The organism is Streptomyces sp. NPDC021622 (assembly GCF_040640795.1).
GTDB lineage: Bacteria > Actinomycetota > Actinomycetes > Streptomycetales > Streptomycetaceae > Streptomyces.
Genome location: NZ_JBFACK010000002.1, coordinates 716,272 through 739,223 on the forward strand (window position 1 = coordinate 716,272; position 22,952 = coordinate 739,223).

At 72.1% G+C, this 22,952-nt stretch carries 15 protein-coding genes; 3 read left to right on the forward strand and 12 right to left on the reverse strand.

Translation table 11 applies throughout. From position 1 onward, the window contains the following. Nucleotides 1–425: 425 nt before the first annotated feature. The 3 genes from AB0G47_RS07390 to AB0G47_RS07400 all read right to left on the reverse strand — a co-directional run bounded on the left by AB0G47_RS07390 (nucleotide 426) and on the right by AB0G47_RS07400 (nucleotide 3,726). Complete coding sequence (locus AB0G47_RS07390) at nucleotides 426–1,832, reverse strand: FAD-dependent oxidoreductase (RefSeq protein ID WP_360765031.1); 1,407 nt, start codon at nucleotides 1,830–1,832, stop codon at nucleotides 426–428. Continuing rightward, entirely contained in the window at nucleotides 1,829–2,155 is a 327-nt protein-coding gene (locus tag AB0G47_RS07395; RefSeq protein WP_360765034.1) for a (2Fe-2S)-binding protein, read from the reverse strand. Before AB0G47_RS07395 ends, AB0G47_RS07390 begins: the two co-directional genes overlap by 4 nt. A 404-nt stretch (nucleotides 2,156–2,559) precedes the next feature. Beyond that, a complete protein-coding gene (locus AB0G47_RS07400; protein ID WP_360765037.1) occupies nucleotides 2,560–3,726 on the reverse strand; it encodes an FAD-dependent oxidoreductase in 1,167 nt (388 codons plus the stop codon). Nucleotides 3,727–3,839: 113 nt separating this feature from the next. On the opposite strand from AB0G47_RS07400, the gene AB0G47_RS07405 reads away from it, so the two are divergent. The 3 genes from AB0G47_RS07405 (at nucleotide 3,840) to AB0G47_RS07415 (ending at nucleotide 6,762) form a co-directional block, all read left to right on the forward strand. Beyond that, nucleotides 3,840–5,282, forward strand: coding sequence for an aminopeptidase P family protein (locus AB0G47_RS07405; RefSeq protein WP_360765039.1), 1,443 nt, complete (start codon nucleotides 3,840–3,842; stop codon nucleotides 5,280–5,282). A gap of 190 nt (nucleotides 5,283–5,472) precedes the next feature. Further along, nucleotides 5,473–6,252, forward strand: a complete 780-nt coding sequence (locus AB0G47_RS07410; protein ID WP_360765163.1) for a polysaccharide deacetylase family protein — start codon at nucleotides 5,473–5,475, stop codon at nucleotides 6,250–6,252. A 24-nt stretch (nucleotides 6,253–6,276) separates the two neighbouring features. Next, a complete protein-coding gene (locus tag AB0G47_RS07415; protein ID WP_360765041.1) occupies nucleotides 6,277–6,762 on the forward strand; it encodes an SRPBCC family protein in 486 nt (161 codons plus the stop codon). Nucleotides 6,763–6,775: 13 nt separating this feature from the next. Here the strand turns inward: AB0G47_RS07415 and AB0G47_RS07420 are convergent, their stop codons facing one another. The 9 genes from AB0G47_RS07420 to AB0G47_RS07460 all read right to left on the reverse strand — a co-directional run bounded on the left by AB0G47_RS07420 (nucleotide 6,776) and on the right by AB0G47_RS07460 (nucleotide 22,952). Further along, on the reverse strand, nucleotides 6,776–8,002 hold the full coding sequence (locus AB0G47_RS07420) for an FAD-dependent monooxygenase (protein ID WP_360765044.1): 1,227 nt from the start codon (nucleotides 8,000–8,002) through the stop codon (nucleotides 6,776–6,778). A gap of 63 nt (nucleotides 8,003–8,065) precedes the next feature. Continuing rightward, complete coding sequence (locus AB0G47_RS07425; protein WP_360765047.1) at nucleotides 8,066–11,239, reverse strand: S41 family peptidase; 3,174 nt, start codon at nucleotides 11,237–11,239, stop codon at nucleotides 8,066–8,068. A 57-nt stretch (nucleotides 11,240–11,296) separates the two neighbouring features. After that, on the reverse strand, nucleotides 11,297–12,835 hold the full coding sequence (locus AB0G47_RS07430) for a nitroreductase family protein (RefSeq protein WP_360765048.1): 1,539 nt from the start codon (nucleotides 12,833–12,835) through the stop codon (nucleotides 11,297–11,299). Between the two features lie 72 nt (nucleotides 12,836–12,907). After that, a complete protein-coding gene (locus AB0G47_RS07435) occupies nucleotides 12,908–14,911 on the reverse strand; it encodes a TOMM precursor leader peptide-binding protein (protein ID WP_360765050.1) in 2,004 nt (667 codons plus the stop codon). A gap of 95 nt (nucleotides 14,912–15,006) precedes the next feature. Then, entirely contained in the window at nucleotides 15,007–15,153 is a 147-nt protein-coding gene (locus AB0G47_RS07440; RefSeq protein ID WP_266871709.1) for a hypothetical protein, read from the reverse strand. A 97-nt stretch (nucleotides 15,154–15,250) separates the two neighbouring features. Then, complete coding sequence (locus tag AB0G47_RS07445; protein ID WP_360765053.1) at nucleotides 15,251–17,443, reverse strand: hypothetical protein; 2,193 nt, start codon at nucleotides 17,441–17,443, stop codon at nucleotides 15,251–15,253. Between the two features lie 141 nt (nucleotides 17,444–17,584). After that, complete coding sequence (locus AB0G47_RS07450; RefSeq protein WP_360765056.1) at nucleotides 17,585–18,742, reverse strand: XdhC/CoxI family protein; 1,158 nt, start codon at nucleotides 18,740–18,742, stop codon at nucleotides 17,585–17,587. A 45-nt stretch (nucleotides 18,743–18,787) separates the two neighbouring features. Beyond that, nucleotides 18,788–20,245 carry an NCS2 family permease gene (locus AB0G47_RS07455; protein ID WP_360765058.1) on the reverse strand — a complete coding sequence of 486 codons (1,458 nt, stop codon included), beginning with the start codon at nucleotides 20,243–20,245 and terminating at the stop codon, nucleotides 18,788–18,790. A gap of 316 nt (nucleotides 20,246–20,561) precedes the next feature. Further along, nucleotides 20,562–22,952, reverse strand: coding sequence for a molybdopterin cofactor-binding domain-containing protein (locus AB0G47_RS07460; protein ID WP_360765061.1), 2,391 nt, complete (start codon nucleotides 22,950–22,952; stop codon nucleotides 20,562–20,564).

Below are 22,952 nucleotides of genomic sequence, written 5' to 3' on the forward strand. Positions count from 1 at the left end.
CGGGGCGGTGATCGCCGTCGGCCAGGGGCAGGGGGCGTCGTGTCGTCGGCCGGTGCCGGGGCGGTGATCGCCGTCGACCAGGGGCGGGGCAACGGACACCGTCGGCCAGGGCAGGGGCGTCGCGCCGTCGGCCGGAACCAGAGCGGCGCCACCGCCGTTCGACCAGAACCGGGACAACCACCACCGTCGGCCACGGTCGAGGGCGTCGCGCCATCGGCCAGAACCAAGGCGGCCATCGCCATCGGCCGGGCCAGGGGCGTCGCACCATCGACCAAAACCACGGCGGCCATAGCCATCGGCCGAGTCAGGGACGTCGCACCATCGGCCAGAACCGGGGCGGTCACCGCCGTTCGACCAGAGCCGGGGCAACCGCCGCCCCTCGGCCGGGGCAGGGGCGGTGTGCCATCGGCCGGGTTCAGCGGCGGTCACCCCGGCGGGCCTGAGTCGGGCTCGTCGTCGCCCGCCCGGGCGAGGACCCCCAGCGGCACCGGCCGGGCGAACGGTCTGCGCGCGGACGTCGCATCGCAGCCCGTCAGCCCGTCGACGGCCGCCGCGCACATCCGGCCCTGGCACCAGCCCATGCCGGCGCGGGTCAGGAGCTTCACGCTCCGCGCGTCCGTCGCCCCGAGTTCGTCGACGGCCTCGCGGACCGCCGACGCGGGGACCTCCTCGCAGCGGCAGACGAGGGTGTCGTCCCGCAGCAGCTCGGCCCAGTGTGCGGGCGGCGCGTACACGGCCTCGACGGCGGCGGCGAACTGCCGTGCTCTGGTACGGGACTTGGCCGCCGCCGCCCACGAGCGAGGGTCGGGCGCCCGCCCCCGGAGCCGGGCGGCGGCGGAGCGTCCCGCGATGTGCCCCTCGGCGAGGGAGAGGGCGGCGCCGCCGATGCCGGTGCTCTCACCGGCGGCCCAGACGCCGGGCACGTCGGTGCGCTGCTCGGCGTCGACGGCGACCCCCGGTCCGACGATCCGGCAGCCGAGCGCCTCGGCGATGTCGGTGTGCGGCAGCATGCCGTGCCCCACGGCCAGCGTGTCGCAGGGGATGCACCGCTCGGTGCCCGCCTCGACCCGCCCCGCAGGGTCGAGCGCGGCGACGGTCACCGCCTCGATCCTGTCCTTGCCGTGCGCCTCGACGACGGTGTGGTGCGGCAGCAACGGCACACGGTGGCACAGCAGTTCGGCCGCATACGAGGCACCCTCGGCAAGCTTGGCCGGGTGGGCGGCGAAGGTCGCGGCGTGCCGGGCGAAGTCCTTCGGCCCCGCGGACTCGACCAGCGCCGCGACGTCGGCCCCGGCGGCGGCGAGACCGACGGCGACCGGCATGAGCAGCGGTCCCGTTCCGGCGACCACGGCGGTGCGTCCGGGGAGCACGAGGCCACCCTTGAGCATGGCCTGCGCACCGCCGGCGGTGACCACGCCGGGCAGCGTCCAGCCGGGGAACGGCAGGACCTTCTCGTATCCGCCGGTGGCGATCAGCACGGCGTCGGCGCGCACGGTCGCGGGCTCTTCCTGCTCCGGCCCGAGCAGAGCGTGCACGGTGAAGCCGGACGGCTCCAACTGGCGCTCCACAAACCACACATGATGCTCCACCAGATGCGTGACGCGCCCCGCCTCGACATGCCTCGCAAGCCCGTCCCGCAGCCGCTGCCACGTCCGCCACTGGTGGTGCAGCTCCTGCGGGCGCCGGGCGCCGAAGGCGAGGGGAGGCTGCCGGTAGAACTGTCCGCCCGGCTGCGCGGCCGAGTCGACGAGGCGTACGCGAATACCCCGGTCCGCGGCGGCGAGTGCGGCGGCGAGACCGGCGGGACCGGCGCCGATGACGGCGAGGTTCATCGCGCCTCGCCCGTGTCGGAGCGGCCGGTCCCGTCCTGGCTGCGGATCTCGTCGCCGGGCGCGACGGGCACGAGGCAAGCGCGTTGATTGGGGCGGCCGTTGACGGTGACCAGGCAGTCGAAGCAGACGCCGATCCCGCAGAACACGCCCCGCGGTTCTCCGCCGCCCCGCGTGGTGCGCCAGGCGGCGACGCCGGCCGACCACAGCGCGGCGGCGACGGTCTGACCGGGCAGAGCGGGAAGCTCGCGGCCGTCGAACGTGACGGTGTACGCCGCCCCGGGGCGGGCGCGGACCAGGTCGATAGGGGTAACGCGCTTACTCACAAAGCCTCCTCGGCAAATCGATCGGACCGGAACGAGCCGAGGCAAGGTCCAGACGCACCCCACCCAGCACCTCAGCGGTCAAGCGCCCCGCCCCCGCCGGCCCCAAGCGGACGGAGACGGTGCCACCCGCCAGCCCCAGGCGGGCACGGTCCCGGCCCAACGGCATGACACGCACGCTCACGAAACCCCCTCGCCAAACCGATCGGACCGGAACGAGCCGAACCCAAAGTCCAGACGCACCCCACCGACCACCTCGGCAATCAAGCACCCCGCACCCACGGCCAGCCCGATGCCCCGTGCCGCCGCCGACCGGACGTCACCCGCCAGCCCCAAGCGGACGCAGACGCCGCCACCCGCCACCCCCAAGCGCGCCCGGACCCGACCCAACGGCACGACACGCACCCTCACGAAACCCCCTCCCCAAATCGCTCCGGCCGGAACGGGCCGAGCCCAAGGTCCGGACTCACCCCACCCAGCACCTGAGCGATCAAGTGCCCCGTCCCCGTGGCCAGTCCGATGCCCGCGCCCTCGTGCCCGCACGCGTGGAACAGCCCCGGCATCCGCGCGTCCGGTCCGATGGCGGGCAGGTGGTCGGGCAGGTAGGGGCGGAAGCCTACGTAGGCGCGCATCGCGCGGATGTTCTCCAGGAACGGGAAGAGCCGGGTCGCGCCCGCCGCGAGGGCCCGCATGACGGGCAGCGAGAAGCTCCGGTCGAAGCCGACCCGTTCACGGCTCGCCCCGATCAGGACCGGCCCCGCCGCCGTCCCCTCGACCACCGGTGAGGTCTGCAGCGCGGCGGATCCGCTGGCCACATCGGCCACGTAGTCAGCGGCGTACACCTTGTGCCGGACCATGCGTGGCAGCGGCTCGGTGACCAGGACGAAGCCGCGCCGGGGCAGGACGGGGAGGCGCACTCCCGCGAGGGCGGCGAGCTCGCCGCCCCAGGTGCCCGCGGCGTTCACGACCGCCGGGGCGTGGATCTCCCCCTGGTCGGTGCGGACACCGCGCACCGCGCCGTCCGCGCCGCGCAGCACGGCGGTGACGGTCCAGCCGGTTCGCAGTTCAGCGCCCAACGACCGTGCGATGCGCACCAGTTGGGCGGCAGCGAGGGTCGGCATCACCTGGCTGTCCTGGGGATAGTGAACGCCGCCGACGGCGTCGGGAGCGAGGTGCGGTTCAAGTGCGCGCAGCTCATCGGCCGCGACGGCACGCGCGTCGACCCCGGCCGCCCGCTGCCCGGCGGCGAACTCCCCGAGCGCCGCGAGCCCTTCGCCGGACGAGGCCACGACGACGCCACCCTTGGCCTCGAACTCGATGCCCGCGCCAAGGCCGGGCTCGGCGGCGAGCTCGGCCCACAACCGGCCGGAGAGCAGGGCGAGTTCAAGCTCGGGCCCCGGCTCCTTGTCGGAGACGAGCACATTCCCCTCGCCCGATCCGGTCGTGCCGCCGGCCACAGGACCGCGGTCCACCAGAACGACGGACAGCCCGGCACGCGCCGCGTACAGCGCACAGGCAGCGCCCACCATCCCGGCGCCGACAACCACAACATCGCAGGTCAGCCGCTTGGTCACATCAGTACTATGTCACATATTCCCTTATGGGCCAAGGGTATCTACGGTGGCAGGACGGCTGTGGCGAGCGAACAGTCGGACGAGATCCACACCTGGCAGGAAAGGTGAACCAGATGACCGATTCCACGAAGCCCGCACCCAGGCCCGAGGGGCGCAAGAACGGCCTCTACCCCGCCATCTCCGAAGAACTCTCCGCCCTGATGAGAACGGGCTGGGCCGACACCGAGCAGCGCGACCTGCGCCCGGCCGAGCAGTCCGCGCACGCCGCCCGCCGCCGCGCCGCCCTGTCCGCACGCTTCCCGGGCGAGCGCCTCGTGATCCCCTCCGGAAACCTCAAGATCCGCTCGAACGACAGCCATTACCCCTTCCGCCCCTACTCCGCGTACGTCCACATGACCGGCGACCAGGCGAGGGACTGCGCCCTCGTCCTCGAACCGCGCCCCGGCGGCGGCCACGACGCGCACCTGTACCAGCTCCCCCGCGACGGCCGGGACAGCGACGAGTTCTGGACCGGCATGACGGCCGAGCTGTGGATGGGCCGCAGGCGCAGCCTCGCCGAGTCCGAGCTGCTGCTCGGCCTGCCCTGCCGCGACGTTCGCGACGCCCCCGCCGAGCTGGCGGAATCCACCGTGCCGACCCGCATCGTGCGCGGCCACGACCCGGCGCTCGAAGCGGCGGTGACGACCGACGAGCGGCGCGACGCCGAGCTCGACGAGGCGCTCTCGGAGCTTCGCCTGATCAAGGACGACTGGGAGATCGGCGAGCTGCGCAAGGCCGTGGACTCCACGGTGCGCGGATTCACCGATGTCGTAAGGGAGTTGGCGACCGCGATCGCCACGTCGGAGCGCTGGATCGAGGGCACCTTCTTCCGCCGAGCCCGCCTGGAGGGCAACCACATCGGGTACGGATCGATCTGCGCGGCGGGCGAGCACGCGACGATCATGCACTGGCAGGAGAACGACGGACCGGTGCGTCCCGGTGAACTCCTGCTCCTGGACGCGGGCGTGGAGACCCACTCCCTCTACACCGCCGATGTCACCAGGACCCTCCCCATCGACGGCACCTTCACGCCGCTCCAGCGCAAGATCTACGACGCGGTGTACGAGGCGCAGGAGGCGGGCATCGCCGCGGTGAAGCCTGGCGCCGCCTACCGCGACTTCCACGACGCGGCGCAGCGGCATCTCGCGCACCGCCTCGTCGAGTGGGGCCTGCTTGACGGCGACCCGGACCGGGTCTTCGAACTGGGCCTGCAGCGCCGCTTCACCATGGCGGGCACCGGCCACATGCTCGGCCTCGACGTCCACGACTGCGCCCAGGCGCGCACCGAGGAGTACGTGGGCGGCGTACTCGAAGCGGGGATGGTGCTGACCGTCGAGCCCGGCCTGTACTTCCAGGCGGACGATCTCACCGTGCCCGAGGAGTACCGCGGCATCGGGGTCCGCATCGAGGACGACATCCTGGTCACCGCCGACGGCAACGAGAACCTGTCGGCGGGCCTGCCGCGGGACGCTGCCGCTGTGGAGAGCTGGATGGGTGGACTGACCGCCGGTCGCTGAGCGCTCCGCGCGGGGAAGTGCCGGCCTCGTCCGTGGGCGCGTCGTGGCTGGTCGCGCCCACGCGGCGGAGCCGCATATGTCACAGCCCCGCGCCCCTTCGGGGGCGCTCACCTCGCCCACCCTCGACCTACTATGCACTCGATGTATACACGCTATGTATAGTCATCGCATGCCCGCTTCGAAAAGCAAGATGAAGAGACGTGCCCCCCGGTTGCTTTCAACCACCACCTTTACGACGGTGGCCGCCCTGGGCCTCGCCATGGCCCTCACGGGGTGCACCAAGCTGGAGACGACCTCGCCCAGCACCGTCCGCGACGGCGGCGCGGCCGCGAACTCCGCGAACCAGGTGAAGCTGGGGACGGTCGACTGCAGCAGGGCCAAGTGCGTCGCGCTGACCTTCGACGCCGGGCCGAGCGAGAACTCGGCGAAGCTGCTCGACATCCTCAAGGACGAGAAGGTGCCCGCCACCTTCTTCACGCTCGGCAAGAACCACATAGCCAAGTACCCCGAGCTCGTGAAGCGCATGGACGCCGAGGGGCACGAGGTCGCGAGCCACACCTGGTCGCACAAGATCCTCACCGACATCGATCCCGACGAGGCGCGCGAGGAGCTGCGCAGGCCCAACGAGGCGATAGAGAAGCTGATCGGCCACAAGCCGACGCTGATGCGCCCGCCGCAGGGGCGCACCAACGACGAGGTGAACAAGATCTCCCGCGAGGAGGGCCTCTCGGAAATCCTCTGGAGCGTCACCGCCAAGGACTACACGACGAACGACTCCGCGCTGATCAAGAAGCGCGTCCTCGACCAGACCGAGCGGGACGGCATCATCCTGCTGCACGACATCTACAAGGGCACGGTGCCCGCGGTGCCGGGCATCATCGACGGCCTGAAGAAGCGGGGCTTCGTCTTCGTGACCGTCCCGCAGCTGCTCGCGCCGGGCAAGGCGGAGCCGGGGAAGGTCTATCGCTAGCCCGCCGCCTGGCAGGATCGGCGGGTGGCTCTCTTCCGGATCGACAAGGAATCGCCCCTGCCCACCCACGAGGTCTGGCGGCGGCTCACCGCGTGGGAGCGGCACGGCGATGTGGTCCCGCTGACGCGGGTCGTCGTCAGAACGCCCCCGCCGACGGGCGAGGGGACGGTGTTCGTCGCGCGCACGGGGCTCGGCCGCATCGGATTCGACGACGTCATGCAGGTCGTGGTGTGGCGCCCGCCGGGCCCGGACGGCGGCGCGGGCCTGTGCCGGCTTGAGAAGCGGGGGTCGTTCGTGACGGGCTGGGCGGAGATCGAGGTGTCCCCCCGACCCGGGGCCACCGGTTCGCGCATCGCCTGGCGCGAGGCCCTGCGGGTGCGGTGGCTGCCGGCCTTCTGCGACGGGGCGTTGAGGCCGGCGGCGCGGTGGATGTTCGGGCGGGCGGTGACCGGGCTGCTGAAGTCTCCGCCGCCCCGGTCCGACGGAGATGTCAGCCCGCCCGGCGTGTGAGGAGAGGGCGGGACTACTGGCGCGACGCCCGCGTACGGGCGTGCAGCGTCCGCGCCACCCTCGGCCCCAGCCACCGCTTCATCCTCCGCAGCGGCTCCAACTGCTCGGCCGCGCGGTCGATTCGGTAGTAGAGCTGCGGCGGGATGTGCGGAAGCAGGGGCGAGTGGCGCTGGCCCAGGAGTGCGAACATCTGGGGCGGGTCGAGGCGGATGTAGCGCGGCAGGTTCTCGTACCACTGGGCGCTGTAGCGGGCCGCGCTCTGGACGGAGAACAGTGCCGACCTCCGCTCGCGCCCATAGGCGTCCAGGGCGGGTTCGAGGAGCGGGCTCCCGCGCAGGGCCGCCGCCAGGGCGAGGGCGTCCTCCAGGGCGAGGGTGGTGCCGGCGCCGATCGAGTAGTGCGTGGTGTGCGCGGCGTCGCCGAGCAGGACGAGGTTGTCGCGGTGCCACGTCCGGTTGGTCAGGGTGCGGAAGTTGAGCCACTGCGCGCTGCCGTCGCCCTGCGCCCTGCCGATCAGGCGGTGCCCGTCGAGCGGCCCCGCGAAGAGCCGTTCCAGGAGGGCCAGGCTCTCGGCCTCGCTCGCCTCGTGCAGACCGAGGCCGGTCCAGGTCTCCGGGGAGCACTCGACGACACAGGTGCTCCGCTCGTCGCTGAACCGGTAGCCGTAGCACCAGATCCAGCCGTGCGCTGTCTCGACGAAGGCGAAGGTGAAGGAGTCGAAGACCTTGCTGGTGCCGAGCCAGATGTACTTGTTGCGGCCGACCGCGACCTCGGTGCCGAAGTGCCCGGCGTGCCGCTCGCGAAGACCGCTGTGTACGCCGTCGCCCGCGACGACCAGATCGGCGTAGGAGACCATGTCGGCGGCCGTGATCTCGCTCTCGAACTCGACGCGTACGCCGAGGGACCGGGCCCGCCGGGTGAGGATGTCGAGCAGCCGGTGGCGGCCGATGCCGAAGCCCTCGTCGCCGTGGTGCACGGTCGTGCGGTCCCCCACGTGCGCGATGCCGTCGCTCCAGCGGACCGAGTGCTCGACGACGGCGTGCGCGGACTCGGGGTCACCGGCCCGGAGCTTGTCGAGCAGGCCGCCCCAGTAGGTCACCCCCCAGCCGTAGGTGGACCCGGCGGGGTTGCGCTCATGGACGGTGATGTCGTGGGACGGGTCCTGCCGCTTGAGCAGGATCGAGAGGTACAGGGCGGCGGGTCCGCCGCCGACGCAGGCGACCTTCACAGATGCTCCCATTGCGACACAAGGCGAACGATTTGTGACGCAAGGTAGCAGGGGCGACGGAAGGTGCAGCGGAAGTCACCACGCCGGGGGCGGCGGCGACGCGACGCGATGTCCGGCGAGCCGGTCGAGCCCGGCGCGGACCGCCTCCTCCAGATGGCGGTCCCGCCCTGCGACCAGGTCCCCGGGCGTGCACGTCACCTCGATGTCCGGCGCGACTCCCCTGTTCTCCAGCTGCCAGCCGTCCCGCGCGAACCAGTACGCCTCACGCGGGAGGATCAGTCCGGTGCCGTCGCCCAGGGAGAAGTTCCAGTCCATCACGTTCACCCCGCCCCAGGTGCGGTTGCCGACGACGGGGCCGACGTCAAGGGCACGGACCGCGGCCACGGCGACATCGCCGTCGGAGCCCGTGAACTCGTCGGTGACCACGACGACCGGGCCCCGCGGGGACAGCGAGGGGTAGCTCAGCGCGGAGCCGCCGCGGGTGACGCGCCAGCCGAGTACGCGGCGCGCGAGCGTCTCGACGACGAGCTCGGAGAGATAGCCGCCGGTGTTCTCCCGGAGGTCCACCACGACGCCCTCGCGGTCGAACTCGGTGCGCAGGTCGCGGTGGAACTGCGCCCACCCCGACCCCAGCATGTCCGGGATGTGCAGATAGCCGAGCCGCCCGCCCGACGCGTCGGCGACCAGCTCGCGGCGGGAGGCCACCCAGTCGTGGTACCGCAACGCCGCCTCGTCACGCAGCGGGACGACCACCACGGTCCGTGGCTCACCGCCCGGCCCGGGGCGCACGGTCAGCCGGGTGGCCAGACCCGCCCGGCCCGCGAGGAGGACGGCGGGGCTCCGGTCGGGCGTGACGGGCACGCCGTCGACCTCCAGGACCGCGTCGCCCTCGCGTACGCCGACGCCGGGTGCCCGCAGCGGGGACACCGCTCCCTCCACCGAGGCGTCGCCGCGCGGCACCCGGCCCACCCGCCAGGTCCCGTCCGCGTCCCGCGTCAGGTCGGCGCCGAGCAGGCCCTGGGCACGCCGTTCCCGGTGCGGCGCCGGGCGTTCGGTGACGTAGGCGTGGGAGCAGCCGAGCTCTCCGTGCACCTCCCAGAGCAGGTCGATGAAGTCGTCGTAGCAGCCGAGCCGCCGCACCAGCGGCCGGTACCGTTCGAGCACGGCGTCCCAGTCGACGCCTCCCATGTCGGCGCGTACGTAGACGTCGCGGATGAGACCGCCGTCCTCGTCGAAGCCCTGGGCCCAGCGCGCGGGCGGATCGACCCGGACGCGCACCCGGTCCAGGTCGACGTCCTTCGCCTCGCCCGGCGCCGCGGGCCGGTCGGCGGGCAGCAGGGACAGCGCCGAACCGGTCCTGGCAAGGACCCGCCGGCCGTCTCCGGTCACGGTGTACTCGTCGACGTCCGCCCGGATCTCGCTCGCGCGGCCCGCCGCGAAGTCCCAGCGCATCAGCGTGCCGCGGTCCGCGAGCCAGTCGCCGCTGGGGTTCTTGCGGATCCACAGCACGCCGCCGTCGGCCGCGCGCAGGTCGATGAGGTCTCCCGCGGGTACGGGGAAGACCTCCACCCGCTCGGCGATGGCCTCCGGGTCGAGCCGCGTCCCGGCGCCGTCAGGGTCCGGAGCGGGGCGCGGGTCGTGCGGCGAGAAGGGTGACGGTGTGTCAGCGGCAAGGGGCAGGAGGCAGAGCCGGGTGCCCGCCGCGAACGCCGGTCCCAACAGGTGTGCCTGCGGGGTCGTTTCGAAGTTCCGCTCGGACAGGAAGGCCAGATGGCGCCCGTCCGCGGTGAACGCGGGCGAGCGGTCGCTGAACCGCGGCTCGGTCGCCCGCACCACCGCTCCGTCCTCCAGGTGCGCGAGTCTGATCTGGCGCACCTTGTTGGGGTACGGATGTGACCAGGCGAGCCACCGCGAGTCCGGCGAGAAGACCACGTCGGTGACCTCCCCGCCGTCGGTGCGGTCCACCTCGGTCACCTCACCGGAGTCGACGCGCACCACGAGGACGCGGCCGTCGTGGGCGGCAAGCGCGAGCGAGCCGCCGTCGGGCGCCGCCACGAGTTCCCGCACCCGGCCAAGGCGCCCGGCACCGAACCGGTGCGATGCCGCCTTGCTGCCGGAGACCGCCCGCGGCGTGCTCACCTCGATCGCCTCGTGGCCGTCCACGACCACGACGCAGGCGACCCTGCCGGAGTCGCCGAGGACGCGGGGCAGCCTGGCCCGGGTGCCCGGCTCCGCGGCCAGCTCCCGCGCGGGCTCGTCCGGTCCGCCGAGCCACTGCGCCGAGCCGCTCGTCGTGACCACCACGCCCTCGCCGGTCCGGTCGGCGTCGAAGCCCTCGAGCGCCTCGCTTCCGGTGACGGTGTACGGCACGCGCCCTGCGCCCGGACTGCCGAGGGCGACGTCGACGCGTACGGCCTCCTGATCCGGGCCGAGGCCGGGCAGCAGCCACAGCTCGCCACCGCTCTGATAGACGACGCGGGTGCCGTCCGTGGTGGCGTTGCGCGTGGCGAAGGGATGTGCCGTGTGACGGCGCAGATCACCGCCGTCGGGCAGGCTCGACCAGAGCCGGCCGTTGTCCTCGTGGTCGGAGAGGAAGGCGATGCGGCCGCCGACCCACAGCGGGCACTCGATGTTGCCGTCGATGTCCGGATGGACCCGGGCGAACTCGCCGTCCCCCGCCCGGTCGATCCACAGCCGGCCGGTGGTGCCGCCCCGGTACCGCTTCCAGAACGCGGCCTCACCGAACATCGAGGGGGTCTGTACGAGGACGGCGCCCGCCGGTCCGTGCGCCACCCCGGAGACCGGGCCGTAGGGCAGCCGCCTCGCGGGGCCGCCGTCGAGGGGAACCGCCCAGGCCCAGGTCCTTCGCGTGGCGCGCTCCCCGGCCGCGGTCACCACGAGGAGTTCCTCGGGAGAGACCCAACCGAGCACCCGCGTACGGGAGTTGGCCCAGTGCGTGACCCGGACGGGGACACCGCCGTCGACCGGGGCGACGACGGCCTCGGGCGCGCCGTCGCGCCACGCCGTCCACGCGAGCAGCCGGCCGTCGGGGCTGATGCGCGGATGCCGGGCGGGTTCCCGCTCCGCGCTGGCGCGCCACGCCCGGCCACCGCCGAGCGGCACGGTCCACACGTCCTGCTCGGCGACGAAGGTCAGCAGGCCGTCGTGCAGGTGCGGGTCACGCAGGTAGCCGTCCGCGGGGCGGGCGATGTGCGGGCGGGGCGACGACGTGGGCGATGGCGAGGACAAAGGGGTGCTCCCGGTCAGGCGTGGTCAGGGGGGCGTCGGCGCGGCGGTCGACGTCAGTCAGTACAGGCGGTCGTCCAGGCGTGCGATGCCCTCCTGGTGGTGGCCCAGGAAGACGCACAGCAGGCCGTGCCGGCCCTCCGCCGTGAGCCCGATGGCGTCTTCGAGCACGGGCCCTTGGAAGCCGAGCACGATGCCGGAGGCCAACCCGGCCCGGGTGGCGGCCAGTTGCAGCCGCTGGGCGGCCGCGCCCGCGGCGACGGCCGCGTACCGGTAGGCCCGAGGACCGGCCCGTGCGACGGCGCGCTCCGGCTGCCAGTGGGAGACCACGGTCACGGCGGCCTGACCCACCGAGTAGTTGGGCAGGGCGTAGACCCGGTCGTCCAGTGCCGTGGCGTCCGCCACCGGCACCAGGGCGTGCCGTTCGGGGTGGTAGTCGTACACACCGGCTTCGAGACCGGCCACGCGACGGGCCGCGAGCCGCAGACGCACGCCTCCACGCGTGCCCCCGAGCCCGTGCGACGCCGCCCGCAGCGCCTCACCCAGGTCCGAAATGGGCACCGGGCGGCCGCCGTTGAAGCGTCCGTTCGCCGATGCCCTGCGGGCCAGGGCGTCCGCGACGGGGACGGGGCCGGTGTGCGAGTCGGCGCTGTCCAACGGCACCGCGTCTGCCGGGGGATCCGGCGGCGATTCGTCCAACTGAGCCGTTCCCAAAGACCAGTTGACCGACGTCGCCTCGTGCACGGCGCTCACCAGAGGGAACTCGCGGGTCTCGCGGGAGCGTTCGCGAGGGGCGCTTCTGACGGGGCGGGCCCGGTGATCGTCGCACCGGAGCGGGCTCCCGGACGGCCGGGCGGCCCAGGAGAGCGGAAGGACCGCCAGCACACCGCCCTCGCGGGGGTCCAGGCCCAGCATCCGGGCGAGCGCCCGGTCGTCGAAGGCGAGGCACGGGTCGCCCACGACACCGTACTGCTGCCCCAGCGCACCCCATGAGCCGAGGAAGGCACCCAGGTCGTGCAGCATCAGGTGGTAGGCGAAGTTGTTGTACTTGTACGCCGACTTCCAGAAGCGCAGCGCGCAGAGCAGGTACGCGTCGGTCCCTTCGGGGCGCCCCGGGCGCAGGGCTCCGGCGATCTCCGGCACGGGGTTCCCGGCGGCGACCCGCTCCAGCGCGTGCAGCCCCGAGGCGTAGTGATGGATCCCGGAGGACATCGGCGCCGACGGGCCCGCCGCCACATACAGCTCCAGGGGGTAGGCGCCGCCCCCGGACGGGGTGCCACGGCCCCAGCGGGCCCCGGTCAGTGTCGTCGAGCCCGCGACGTCGGGGCTCCAGTCGATCTGCCAGCGGCGGGACAGCACCCCGGCGGAGAGATGGAGGAACGAACCGAGGAGCGGCAGGTCGAACCGGCCCTCACCGGCGGGGACTTGGGGGTCGTGCAAGGGCAGCGGCTGGCGTTCGGTCTGCGGGTAGTAGGTGTGCGGGTCGGGCCGGTCGGCCCAGTCGGGTGCGAATCCCGGTGGCGCGATCGGAGCCGTCCAGCGCGTGCGCACGGCGTGCACGTAGTCGAGGACGGCCTGCGCCGCGTCCTCCGGGGCCATCGCTCTCCTCCGCCTGACGGTCGTTCAGTCATGGTTCGTGGTGTCACCGCCGGGCCGGCGATCCGGGTGCCGTCAGGGAAACGGGTGCGGGTGCCGGTGGATCTCTTCGTCGCTCAGCGGCGCGGACCGCAGTCCGGCCCGATGAGCGGCGGTGCGCAACCGCTCGCTGTGCAGAGCCCGTTGCTGGTCGCAGCCGAAGTCGATGGGGATGAGGCCCTGGGAGATGACGGCGACGGTGCGCACTCCGATGCCGAGCTGTTCCGGCGGCGTCTGGTCGACGACGGCCAGCTCCCCGTCCACCGCGTCGGTGACGAGCCGTGCGCAGTGGGCGAGTTGGCTGCGCACATCACCGTCCCGCGGCCTGACGCGGTTCCAGTCCGCGAACACCTCGTCCAAGGGCCGCGGCCCGGTCTCCCGCGCGCCGAACAGGAAGTCCGTACGGTCCGCCATCTCCGGCAGGCCGTAGAGCATCAGGTGGTCGTGCAGGGTGCGCACCTTGTCGTAGTCATCGGCCATGGCGCGCAGTTCGCTCTCGGCGGTGGTGACGCGCGCGGAGAAGTTCTCCACAAGGGACGACACCTCGCCCACCGCCGATGCCACGGCGTCGGCCGGTTCGAGCGCGGCACCGGCCGAGAAGACGACGTCACCCGGGCCCGGTACGCGGCGCTTGGCGACGCAGAGCACCGCGGGCACGGGCAGGTCGATCCGCATGTCGAAGAGGTGGATGTCGTAGCCCTCGCCGCTCATCCGGTCGATCAGAGCGGCCGTCCCCGAGCGGCCGCAGTCGCGCGGGTCGATCGCCTGGACCTGCTGCGCCCCGTACCAGGTGAGCAGAAACGCGTCGCGCTCGATCAGCTCCAACAGGCCGAACAGGGCGGCCTCTTCGAGGCAGCTGCCGGTGGCGCACCCGCTGGATGAGCTCGTCGTGAAGCGCACACCGGGCGGGCGCGGCCCGTAGAAGGCCAGCTGTTCGGGTACGAGGACGGCCCGCTCGTCACGCAACGAGTGCCCCCACAGCCAGTCCAGGCTCAGATCCGGGGTGAAGGGCACCATGTGCGGACTGCGCGCGGCGTAGAACTCCGGCCCGTGCCCAAGGCCCGCCCGCGGGTCCAGGGCCGGCAGGGAGAGCCGCCGCAGCTCGTTCAGCGAAGCCGTGGCCGCTGCCCTGCGGCCGCGGGCGTGCTGTCCCGCGTACCGCTCGAGGCCTTCGAGGAACGCCATGGCCTCGCTCTCGGCGTACGACTGGGAGTGCCCCGACCAGCTCACCTCGTACAGGGGGACGCCCTCGGTCCGCGTCCCGCCGAGGCGCATGGTGCCGTTGAGGTTGGCGTTGACCGCGGCCCCGCGCGACGATCCGGTCGACAGGGCGCCCAGGACGCCGCACACGGGGTTGACCAGCGCCTTCTTCGGGAGGGCGTAGTCGCGCCAGCTCCGTAGCCGGGAGCTGCCGGGTGCGAGGCCCGGCCGAGCGGCGGGAAAACCGATGGCCTGGGGCGGCGCGTCCGGCCAACCCGGGCCGCACTGCGGGCAGTCGGGCTCCGCGAGCAGCGGGTGGCGGGTGGTCCGCCCTGTGCTCAGGTCCACTTCGATGACGTCCGCCATGTCGGCTCTCCGTGGGTCGCGGGCGTCGCCCCGCGCGCACAGCCGGGCGAGGACGGCCGCGATGTGCGGTGTGCCGAACTCGGCGAGGAGCGGGGTGCCGCCCGCCACGACATACGCGCCACCGTCCGCTTCGAGCGCTTCGCGCTCATGCTCCTTGCGCAGGCGCAGCCAGCGGCGGCGCAGACAGCCCACACACGGGCGGACCGGCGCGTGGCCGGGGGCGACGGGGTGTTGTACGGGGCCGATCAGCGCGGTGGTCCGGTACAGCAGGACGGGCACACGGAGCCGGTCGGTGTGCGCGGCGGACGCCTGCGCCGGCGCGTCGTCCTTGCCGGGCAGGCCCAACGTACCGATCTCCACGAGCAGTTCGCCCGTCGTGAGCCCGTAGCCGGCCGCCTCCCGCGCGAGCCCGTCCCGCACCGCCGCCACATCGGCGGCCGGTTCCCCGGCGGCGGGCAGCGTCACTATCTCCATGGGTTGAGCGCGCTCCTTGTAGGTGGCGGGGGCGTGGCCGTGGGGCCAGGGCCGTGGCGGCCGGCGGCACGGCCGGCCGCCACGGCCCATGAGGGCTACTTCTTCTCGGGCACCTGGTTGCAGTGACAGCCGCAGAAGACGCAGTCGGTGTGCAGCGACTCCGGAACGAGCTCGGCGGGGACCGCCTCCAGCTCGAAGGACTCCACGGACAGGCTGCTGAGGTCGGCGAGGTCGTTCTGCATGACGTCGTACCTTTCTGTTGGCCTTCTCCCGGGACGGGACGCCCCGGAAGCCGCCCGGCGCTCGCGCACCGGGAAGTTCGTAGGGATCTGTCGGGATCTACGCGTGGGTCAGCAGGACGCGGCCGGTCAGGGCGGGCAGTCCCGCCGCGGGCGCCGGCGGCAGCGTGCGCACGATGACGGCCTCGCGTCCGCGCCGCCGGAGCGCGGCGAGCAGGCCCGCCAGGCCGCCGTCCGCCGCCTCATCCCCCGTGGCCGCTTCGTCGCGGGCCTCGGGGAACTCCTCGTACGGCACCAGGACGACCGACCGGGCGCTGTCGAGACGCGGCCCCTCGGCCGGCAGCTGGAGCAGCCCGGCCAGTTCGAGCACGGCGCGGTGCAGCGCATCGGTCCGGGTCAGGCCGATCGCGGCCACCCGTACGGCGGTCCTGCGGCTGTCCCGCAGCGGCTCCGCGTGCGCCACGACGACCCTTTCCGGGCCGTCCCCAAGGACTTCGGTGAAGCTCACGTCGGCCGCGAGGCGGCGCAGCGAGGGCAGGATCGACAGTTCCCGGCTCACCTGCCCGGCGGCCGAGGGGTCGAGGCGCCGGATCGCCGCCGTGCCGGCACAGGCCGCCCGGACGCGTTCGTGGAGCAGCACGGAGAGCAGGCCGTTCAGCGCGGTCTCCTCGAACGTCGCGCCCGCGCCGTAGCCCGCCGCCATGTCGCCGTGCGGATCCGCCGCGGCGAGGGCAGGGGCGAACGCGATCCGCTCCGGAATCCACGTGACGACGCGGCGGCTCAGCGAGTAGGCGGGAATCCAGGCGTCCTTGCCCTCCGGATCCTCGCCCGTACCCGGCGACGGCGACGCCAATGACGATGACTGCGCCTGCGCCTGCGCCTGCGCCTGCGCCTGCGCCTGCGCCTGCGAGCCGAACGCGGTGGCGGGCAGCGCATCCGTGCCCTCGCCCGTCAGCCTGCCGTGGCTGCCGGTGAGGACCGGCATGAACACAGGGGTGCGCCGGACCGCTGCGACGCGGCGCGCCAGGCGTTCGACCGCGTCGGTCCGCGCGGCCTCCAGGGTGTCGTAGCTGCAGCCGTACGCGTCGGGACCCGGCGCACCGCCGACGCGGGCCCTGCCGATCTTCACCAGGAGTTGCGGCAGCTCCGCGTCGTCGAAGCCCGCGAGCAGGCCGAGCCTCGGGGCGGCGGCGGTCTCCTGGTGCGCGGCCCGCTCCGCGCTCTCCACGGGCAGGTCGGCGCCCCCGGCGGCGAATCGCATGACGCTTTCCGTGAATTCACGGAGGGATTGCTGCTTGATGCAGTAGGGGCAGTCCAAATGGACGGCAAGCGGCTCCCGCACGCTCTCCAGGGAAATCGGATCGCGCAGGACGACACCGCCGGAGAGCTCCGAATCCATACAGCCTGAGAGTTGCTTGAACAACTCAGCCGCCAATTCGCTTCCGGCGGCGGCCGATACAGCGGGAAACAGCTCTGCGGGAGCACCGCCTATCGTCCCGTTCTCGGCGAGCCAGAGCTGCAGGCAGAACCGGCAGGACTTTCCCGTGCCGACCAGTGGACCGAGCAGCAGGAGCTCGGAACTCGCGTCGCCGGAGAGGAACAGCAGCCCCCGTTCACCGGCGTGTTCGGCGAGGTCGGAGGCGAGAGCGCCGGGCACTCCGTACGGAAGGACGAGCAGCGCGTCGGGGCGCCATGCGGCGGCCCGCCTGCGGACGGCCGCGCCGTCCCGCTCGTCGTAGAGCTCAAGGCCTTCCACGCCGGCCACGGCGCCCTGCGCGTCGTCGGAGCCGGCGGCGATCCGGCACAGCGCCACCCTGCGCACGCCGTTGCGCAGCAGCAGGCGCGCGGCCGACGCGGCGCAGGGCCCGTCCCCGACCAGCAGCACCCTGGCGTCCCGCACCGTGCGGAAGGCGGCCTTCGGGGTGTCCGTGTGGTGGGCGAAGAAGGCGATCTGCTCGGCGAACGCGGCGCAGGTTTCCGCGTCGAGCACGTCGTCGCCCTCGACCCGGCGCGCCCGCAGGAAGCCGCTGCTCGCCAGTTGGCCGAGCAGGCGCGAGACCGCCGCTGCGCGTTCCTCGTCGAGGCCGGCGCACAGCCGTTCCTCGGTGCAGCCGCGGGAGAGTGCGGGGGCGAGCGCCGTCAGCCAGCGATAGGCGGAGCCGCCTTTCAGGAAGAAATCCTCGGAACTCCCCCGCAACAGCACACCGCCGGGTGCCTCGATAAAGGCGGCATCCTGTCTCAGGAACAGCTCTTCATTGCTTCCTAAACGTTCTTCCGTCAACTGGAGAGCCACACCCACCCCTTCGATTCCCTTTTCTCTGCCGCTCGGGAACAAACCTATTCCGTGGGCCCGTTGGGCAGCCACCATTCCTTGTGACGAAAAGCTGGCGGAGCGTGAGCAAAACCTTTGGAGGTTTTCACAATTGAGCCGTCGTCAGGCGACGGATCCGATGTGTCCTGCCGCCTTGCGCGAGCCGTCGTGGTGGATCGGCGTGTGCGCACCGGTCAGCGAGACACCGCTGCCGCCCCGCCGGTTCGCGACGATCTCCGCGGCGATGGAGAGCGCCGTCTCCTCCGGCGTACGGGCGCCCAGGTCCAGGCCGATGGGCGAGCGCAGACGGGCCAGTTCGAGCTCGGTGACGCCGACATCGCGCAGCCGCTTGTTGCGGTCCTCGTGGGTGCGGCGCGAACCCATCGCGCCGATGTAGGCGACGGGAAGCCGCAGCGCCGCCTCAAGGAGGGGCACGTCGAACTTGGCGTCGTGCGTGAGCACGCACAGCACGGTCCGCCCGTCGACCTCCGTGCGCTCCAGGTACTTGTGCGGCCACTCGACGACGATCTCGTCGGCGTCCGGGAAACGGGTCTTCGTCGCGAAGACGGGGCGCGCGTCGCACACCGTCACGCGGTAGCCGAGGAACTTGCCCATGCGCACCAGCGCGGACGCGAAGTCGATGGCCCCGAACACGATCATGCGGGGCGGCGGCACGCTCGACTCGACGAGCAGGGTGATCGGCTGCCCGCAGCGCGAGCCGTCCTCGCCGATCTCGACGGTGCCGGTGCGTCCCGCGTCGAGCATGGCGCGGGCCTCCCCCGCCGCGGTGCGGTCCAGTTCGGGATGTCCGCCGAGCCCGCCTTCGTACCCGGCGTCGGTGTCGGAACGTACGAGAAGGGCGCGGCCCATGAGCTCCGCGGGTCCTGACGTGATCCGGGCGACCGCCGCGGCCTCTCCCAAGGAGGCCACGGCGAGCGCGGAAGCGAGAACCGGCCGCGCGGAGGAGTCCGCGCGGACCGGGGTGACCAAGATGTCAATGATGCCGCCGCATGTCAGGCCCACGGCGAAGGCGTCCTCGTCGCTGTATCCGAATTGCTCGACGACGCTCTCGCCGTCTTCGAGGGCCTGCTGACACAGGTCGTAGACGGCGCCTTCCACACACCCGCCGGAGACCGAACCGATTGCCGTGCCGTCCGAGTCGACGGCCATGGCCGCTCCCGGCTGCCGGGGCGCGCTGCCGCCGACCGCCACCACGGTGGCGACGGCGAAGTCACGTCCCTGCTCGACCCACCGGTTCAGCTCTTCGGCGATGTCCAGCATCTCGGCCTCCTCAAAGGTTCTACGGGTGTGTGGAGGGCTTGGCGCCTAGTGGACGCCCAGCCAGCTCTCGATGGGGTTGAGGGCGAAGTAGACGATGAAGATCACCGTCAGGCCCCACATGAAGGCCCCGATCTCGCGGGCCTTGCCCTGCGCGACCTTGATGGCCACCCAGGAGATGACACCCGCCGCGACACCGGTCGTGATGGTGTACGTGAAGGGCATGAGCACGACGGTCAGGAAGACCGGGATGGCGGTGGCGCGGTCGGCCCAGTCGACGTGCCGGGCGTTCATCATCATCATCGCTCCGATGACGACGAGGGCGGCGGAAGCGACTTCCTGCGGCACGATCGCGGTGACCGGCGTGAAGAAGAGGCAGGCCGCGAAGAACAGGCCGGTGACGACCGAGGAGAGACCCGTACGGGCGCCTTCGCCGACGCCGGTCGCCGACTCGACGAACACGGTCTGGCCGGAGCCGCCCGCGACACCGCCGATGGCACCGCCGGCGCCGTCGATGAACAGCGCCTTGGACAGGCCGGGCATCCGGCCCTTGTCGTCGGCCAGCTTGGCCTCGGTGCCGACGCCGATGATGGTGGCCATCGCGTCGAAGAAGCCGGCGAGCACGAGCGTGAAGACGATCATGCCGACGGTCATCGCGCCGACGTCGCCCCAGCCGCCGAACTCGACGTCGCCGAGGAGCGAGAAGTCTGGTGTGGAGACCGCGCTGCCGTGCAGTTCGGGGGCGCCGTTCGCCCACTGCTTGGGGTCGATGACGCCCGCCGCGTTGAGCACCATGGCCACGATGGTGCCGGTGACGATGCCGATCAGGATCGCGCCGGGGGTGTTGCGCGCCTGCAGCATGAAGATCAGGAGCAGGGTGCCCGCGAAGAGCAAAACGGGCCAGCCCGCGAGTTCACCGGCGGGACCGAGCGTGAGCGGGGTCGCCTTGCCGGGGTGGACGAAACCGCCCTTGACCAGGCCGATGATGGCGATGAACAGGCCGATGCCCATGGTGATGCCGTGCTTGAGGGCGAGCGGGATGGCGTTCATGATCATCTCGCGGAGCCCGGTGACCACCAGGAGCATGATCACCGCGCCGTACATCACACACATGCCCATGGCCTGCGGCCAGGTCATCTGGGGCGCGACCTGCGAGGCGATCACGCCGGACACGGAGAGTCCGGCGGCGAGGGCGAGCGGCACCTTGCCGACGAAGCCCATCAGCAGGGTGGTGACCGCCGCGGCGAGCGCCGTCGCGGTGACCAGGGCCTTCTGGCCCATGGTGTCCCCGGCCACGTCCTTGCCGGACAGGAGGACGGGGTTGAGCAGGACGATGTACGCCATCGCCATGAAGGTGGTGATTCCGCCGCGCACCTCACGCGCGACCGTGGATTCCCGCAGGGATATGTGAAAGTACCGGTCGAGCCAAGACCTGCCGGCCGGAACACGCGAGCCGTTGCCCGCGTCCTCCGCCGTTGTCTTCGGCTCCGTTGACTGCTGGGTCATGGTGCCTAACTCCCAAGGTTCAAAGGGGCACCCGCAACAGGTGGTTCGGTTGGATCGACCTGTGGAGACTGCGGGATTTGGGATGGTGCGTTTGGCTGCACGACCCGGGGGACGGCCCGAGGCGAACGGGGGCTCCTAAGAGCGTGGGTACTGCGAATGACCGCGAGCGGTGCGGTACTTGTGATCTCCGGGCGGTGCGGGCAAGCGGAAGTGTGACGTTCCTGGGAGGCACACACCGCCCGGAGGGCTTTTGTGGGAGGGGGTTTGGGGGACGAAGTCCCCCAAGTTTTCTCTCTGCTCCCCCTCCCGGGAGGGATCAGGTGCCGGTGAGGTGTTCGGGGCGTACCGGCGTCCTGTTCAGCTCCAGGCCCGTCGCGTTCCGAATGGCCGCGAGTACGGCCGGAGTCGACGAAAGGGTCGGAGCCTCGCCGATGCCACGGAGCCCGTACGGGGCGTGCTCATCGGCGAGTTCGAGCACGTCGACGGGGATGGTCGGCGTGTCGAGGATGGTGGGGAGCAAGTAGTCCGTGAAGGAGGGGTTCCTGACCTTCGCCGTCTTGGGGTCGACGACGATCTCCTCCATGACCGCGATGCCCATGCCCTGGATCGTGCCGCCCTGGATCTGGCCGACGACGGAGAGCGGGTTGAGCATCTTGCCGACGTCCTGGGCGCAGGCCAGTTCGATGACCTTGACCAGACCGAGTTCGGTGTCGACCTCGACGACGGCGCGGTGCGCGGCGAAGGTGTACTGGACGTGGCCGTTGCCCTGTCCGGTGACCAGGTCGAAGGCGACGGTGGGCCGGTGGCGCCACTCCTCCTCGATCTCGACGGTCTCGTCCTCCAGTACGTCGACGAGATCGGCGAGGACCTCGCCGCCGTCGGTGACGACCTTGCCGCCTTCGAGGAGCAGCTCGGCCGTCGCCCACGCCGGGTGGTACGAGCCCATCTTGCGCCGGCCGATCTCAAGGACCTTCTCGCGCACCAGCTCGCAGGCGTTCTTGACGGCGCCGCCGGTGACGTACGTCTGACGGGACGCGGACGTCGAACCGGCCGAGCCCACCTGGGTGTCGGCGGGGTGGATGGTCACCTGCGTGACACCGAGCTCGGTGCGGGCGATCTGGGCGTGCACGGTGACACCGCCCTGGCCGACCTCGGCCATCGCGGTGTGCACGGTCGCGACGGGCTCGCCGCCGACGACCTCCATGCGCACCTTGGCGGTCGAGTAGTCGTCGAAACCCTCGGAGAAGCCGACGTTCTTGATGCCGACCGCGTATCCGATGCCTCGTACGACGCTCTCGCCGTGCGTGGTGTTGGACAGACCACCGGGCAGCTGCCGTACGTCGGAGCCCTCGCTGGACTCCCACTGGCGCTCGGGCGGCAGCGGCATCTCCTTGACGCGGCGAAGGAGTTCGGCGACGGGAGCCGGGGAGTCGACCGGCTGCCCGGTCGGCATGATGGTCCCCTGCTCCATGGCGTTGAGCTGCCGGAACTCGACCCGGTCCATGCCCAGCTTGTCGGCGAGCTTGTCCATCTGCGCCTCGTAGGCGAAGCACGCCTGGACCGCGCCGAAGCCGCGCATGGCGCCGCAAGGCGGGTTGTTGCTGTAGAGCGCGACGGCCTCGATGTCGACGTCGTCGATCACGTACGGGCCCACGCTCAGCGAGGACGCGTTGCCGACCACGGCCGGGGACGCGGAGGCGTAGGCGCCGCCGTCGAGCACGATCCGGCACTTCATGTGCGTGATCTTGCCGTCCTTGGTGGCGCCGTGCTCGTAGGTGAGCTTCGCCGGGTGGCGGTGCACATGGCCGAAGAAGGACTCGAAGCGGTTGTAGACGATCTTGATCGGCTTGCCCGTGCGCAGCGCGAGGAGGCACGCGTGGATCTGCATCGAGATGTCCTCGCGACCGCCGAAGGCACCGCCGACGCCGGAGAGCGTCATGCGCACCTTCTCCTCGGGCAGGCCGAGGACGGGGGCGATCTGTTCGAGGTCGGAGTGCAGCCACTGGGTGGCGACGTACAGCTCGACGCCGCCGTCCTCGGACGGCACCGCGAGGCCGGACTCCGGGCCGAGGAAGGCCTGGTCCTGCATGCCGAAGGTGTACTCGCCCTTGACGATGACGTCGGCCTTCTTGGCGGCCTCGTCGGCGTTGCCGCGGATGATCGGCTGGCGGTGCACGATGTTCGGGTGCGGGACGTGGCCCATGTGGCTGTCGGTGCGGCCCTCGTGCACGAGCACGGCGTCGGGAGCGAGCGCGGACGCCTCGTCCGTGATGACCGGCAGCTCCCGGTACTCGACCTTGATCTTCGCGGCGGCGCGGCGCGCGGTCTCCGGGTGGTCGGCGGCCACGAGGGCGACCGGCTCACCGTGGTGGCGGACCTTGCCGTGCGCGAGAACCGGCGTGTCCTGGATCTCCAGGCCGTAGTTCTTCATCTCGGCCGGCAGGTCGTCGTAGGTCAGGACGGCGTAGACGCCGCTCATCGCGAGGGCCTCGGAGGTGTCGATCGACACGATCTCGGCGTGCGCCACGGTGGAGCGCAGGGCCTGGCCCCACAGCATGTCCTCGTGCCACATGTCCGAGGAGTAGGCGAACTCTCCGGTGACCTTCAGGGTGCCGTCGGGCCGCAGCGTCGACTCGCCGATGCCGCCCTTGGTCTGCGACCCCTGGGTGATCTTGGTGGGGGCGCCTGTCGTACGGGTGGATCCCAT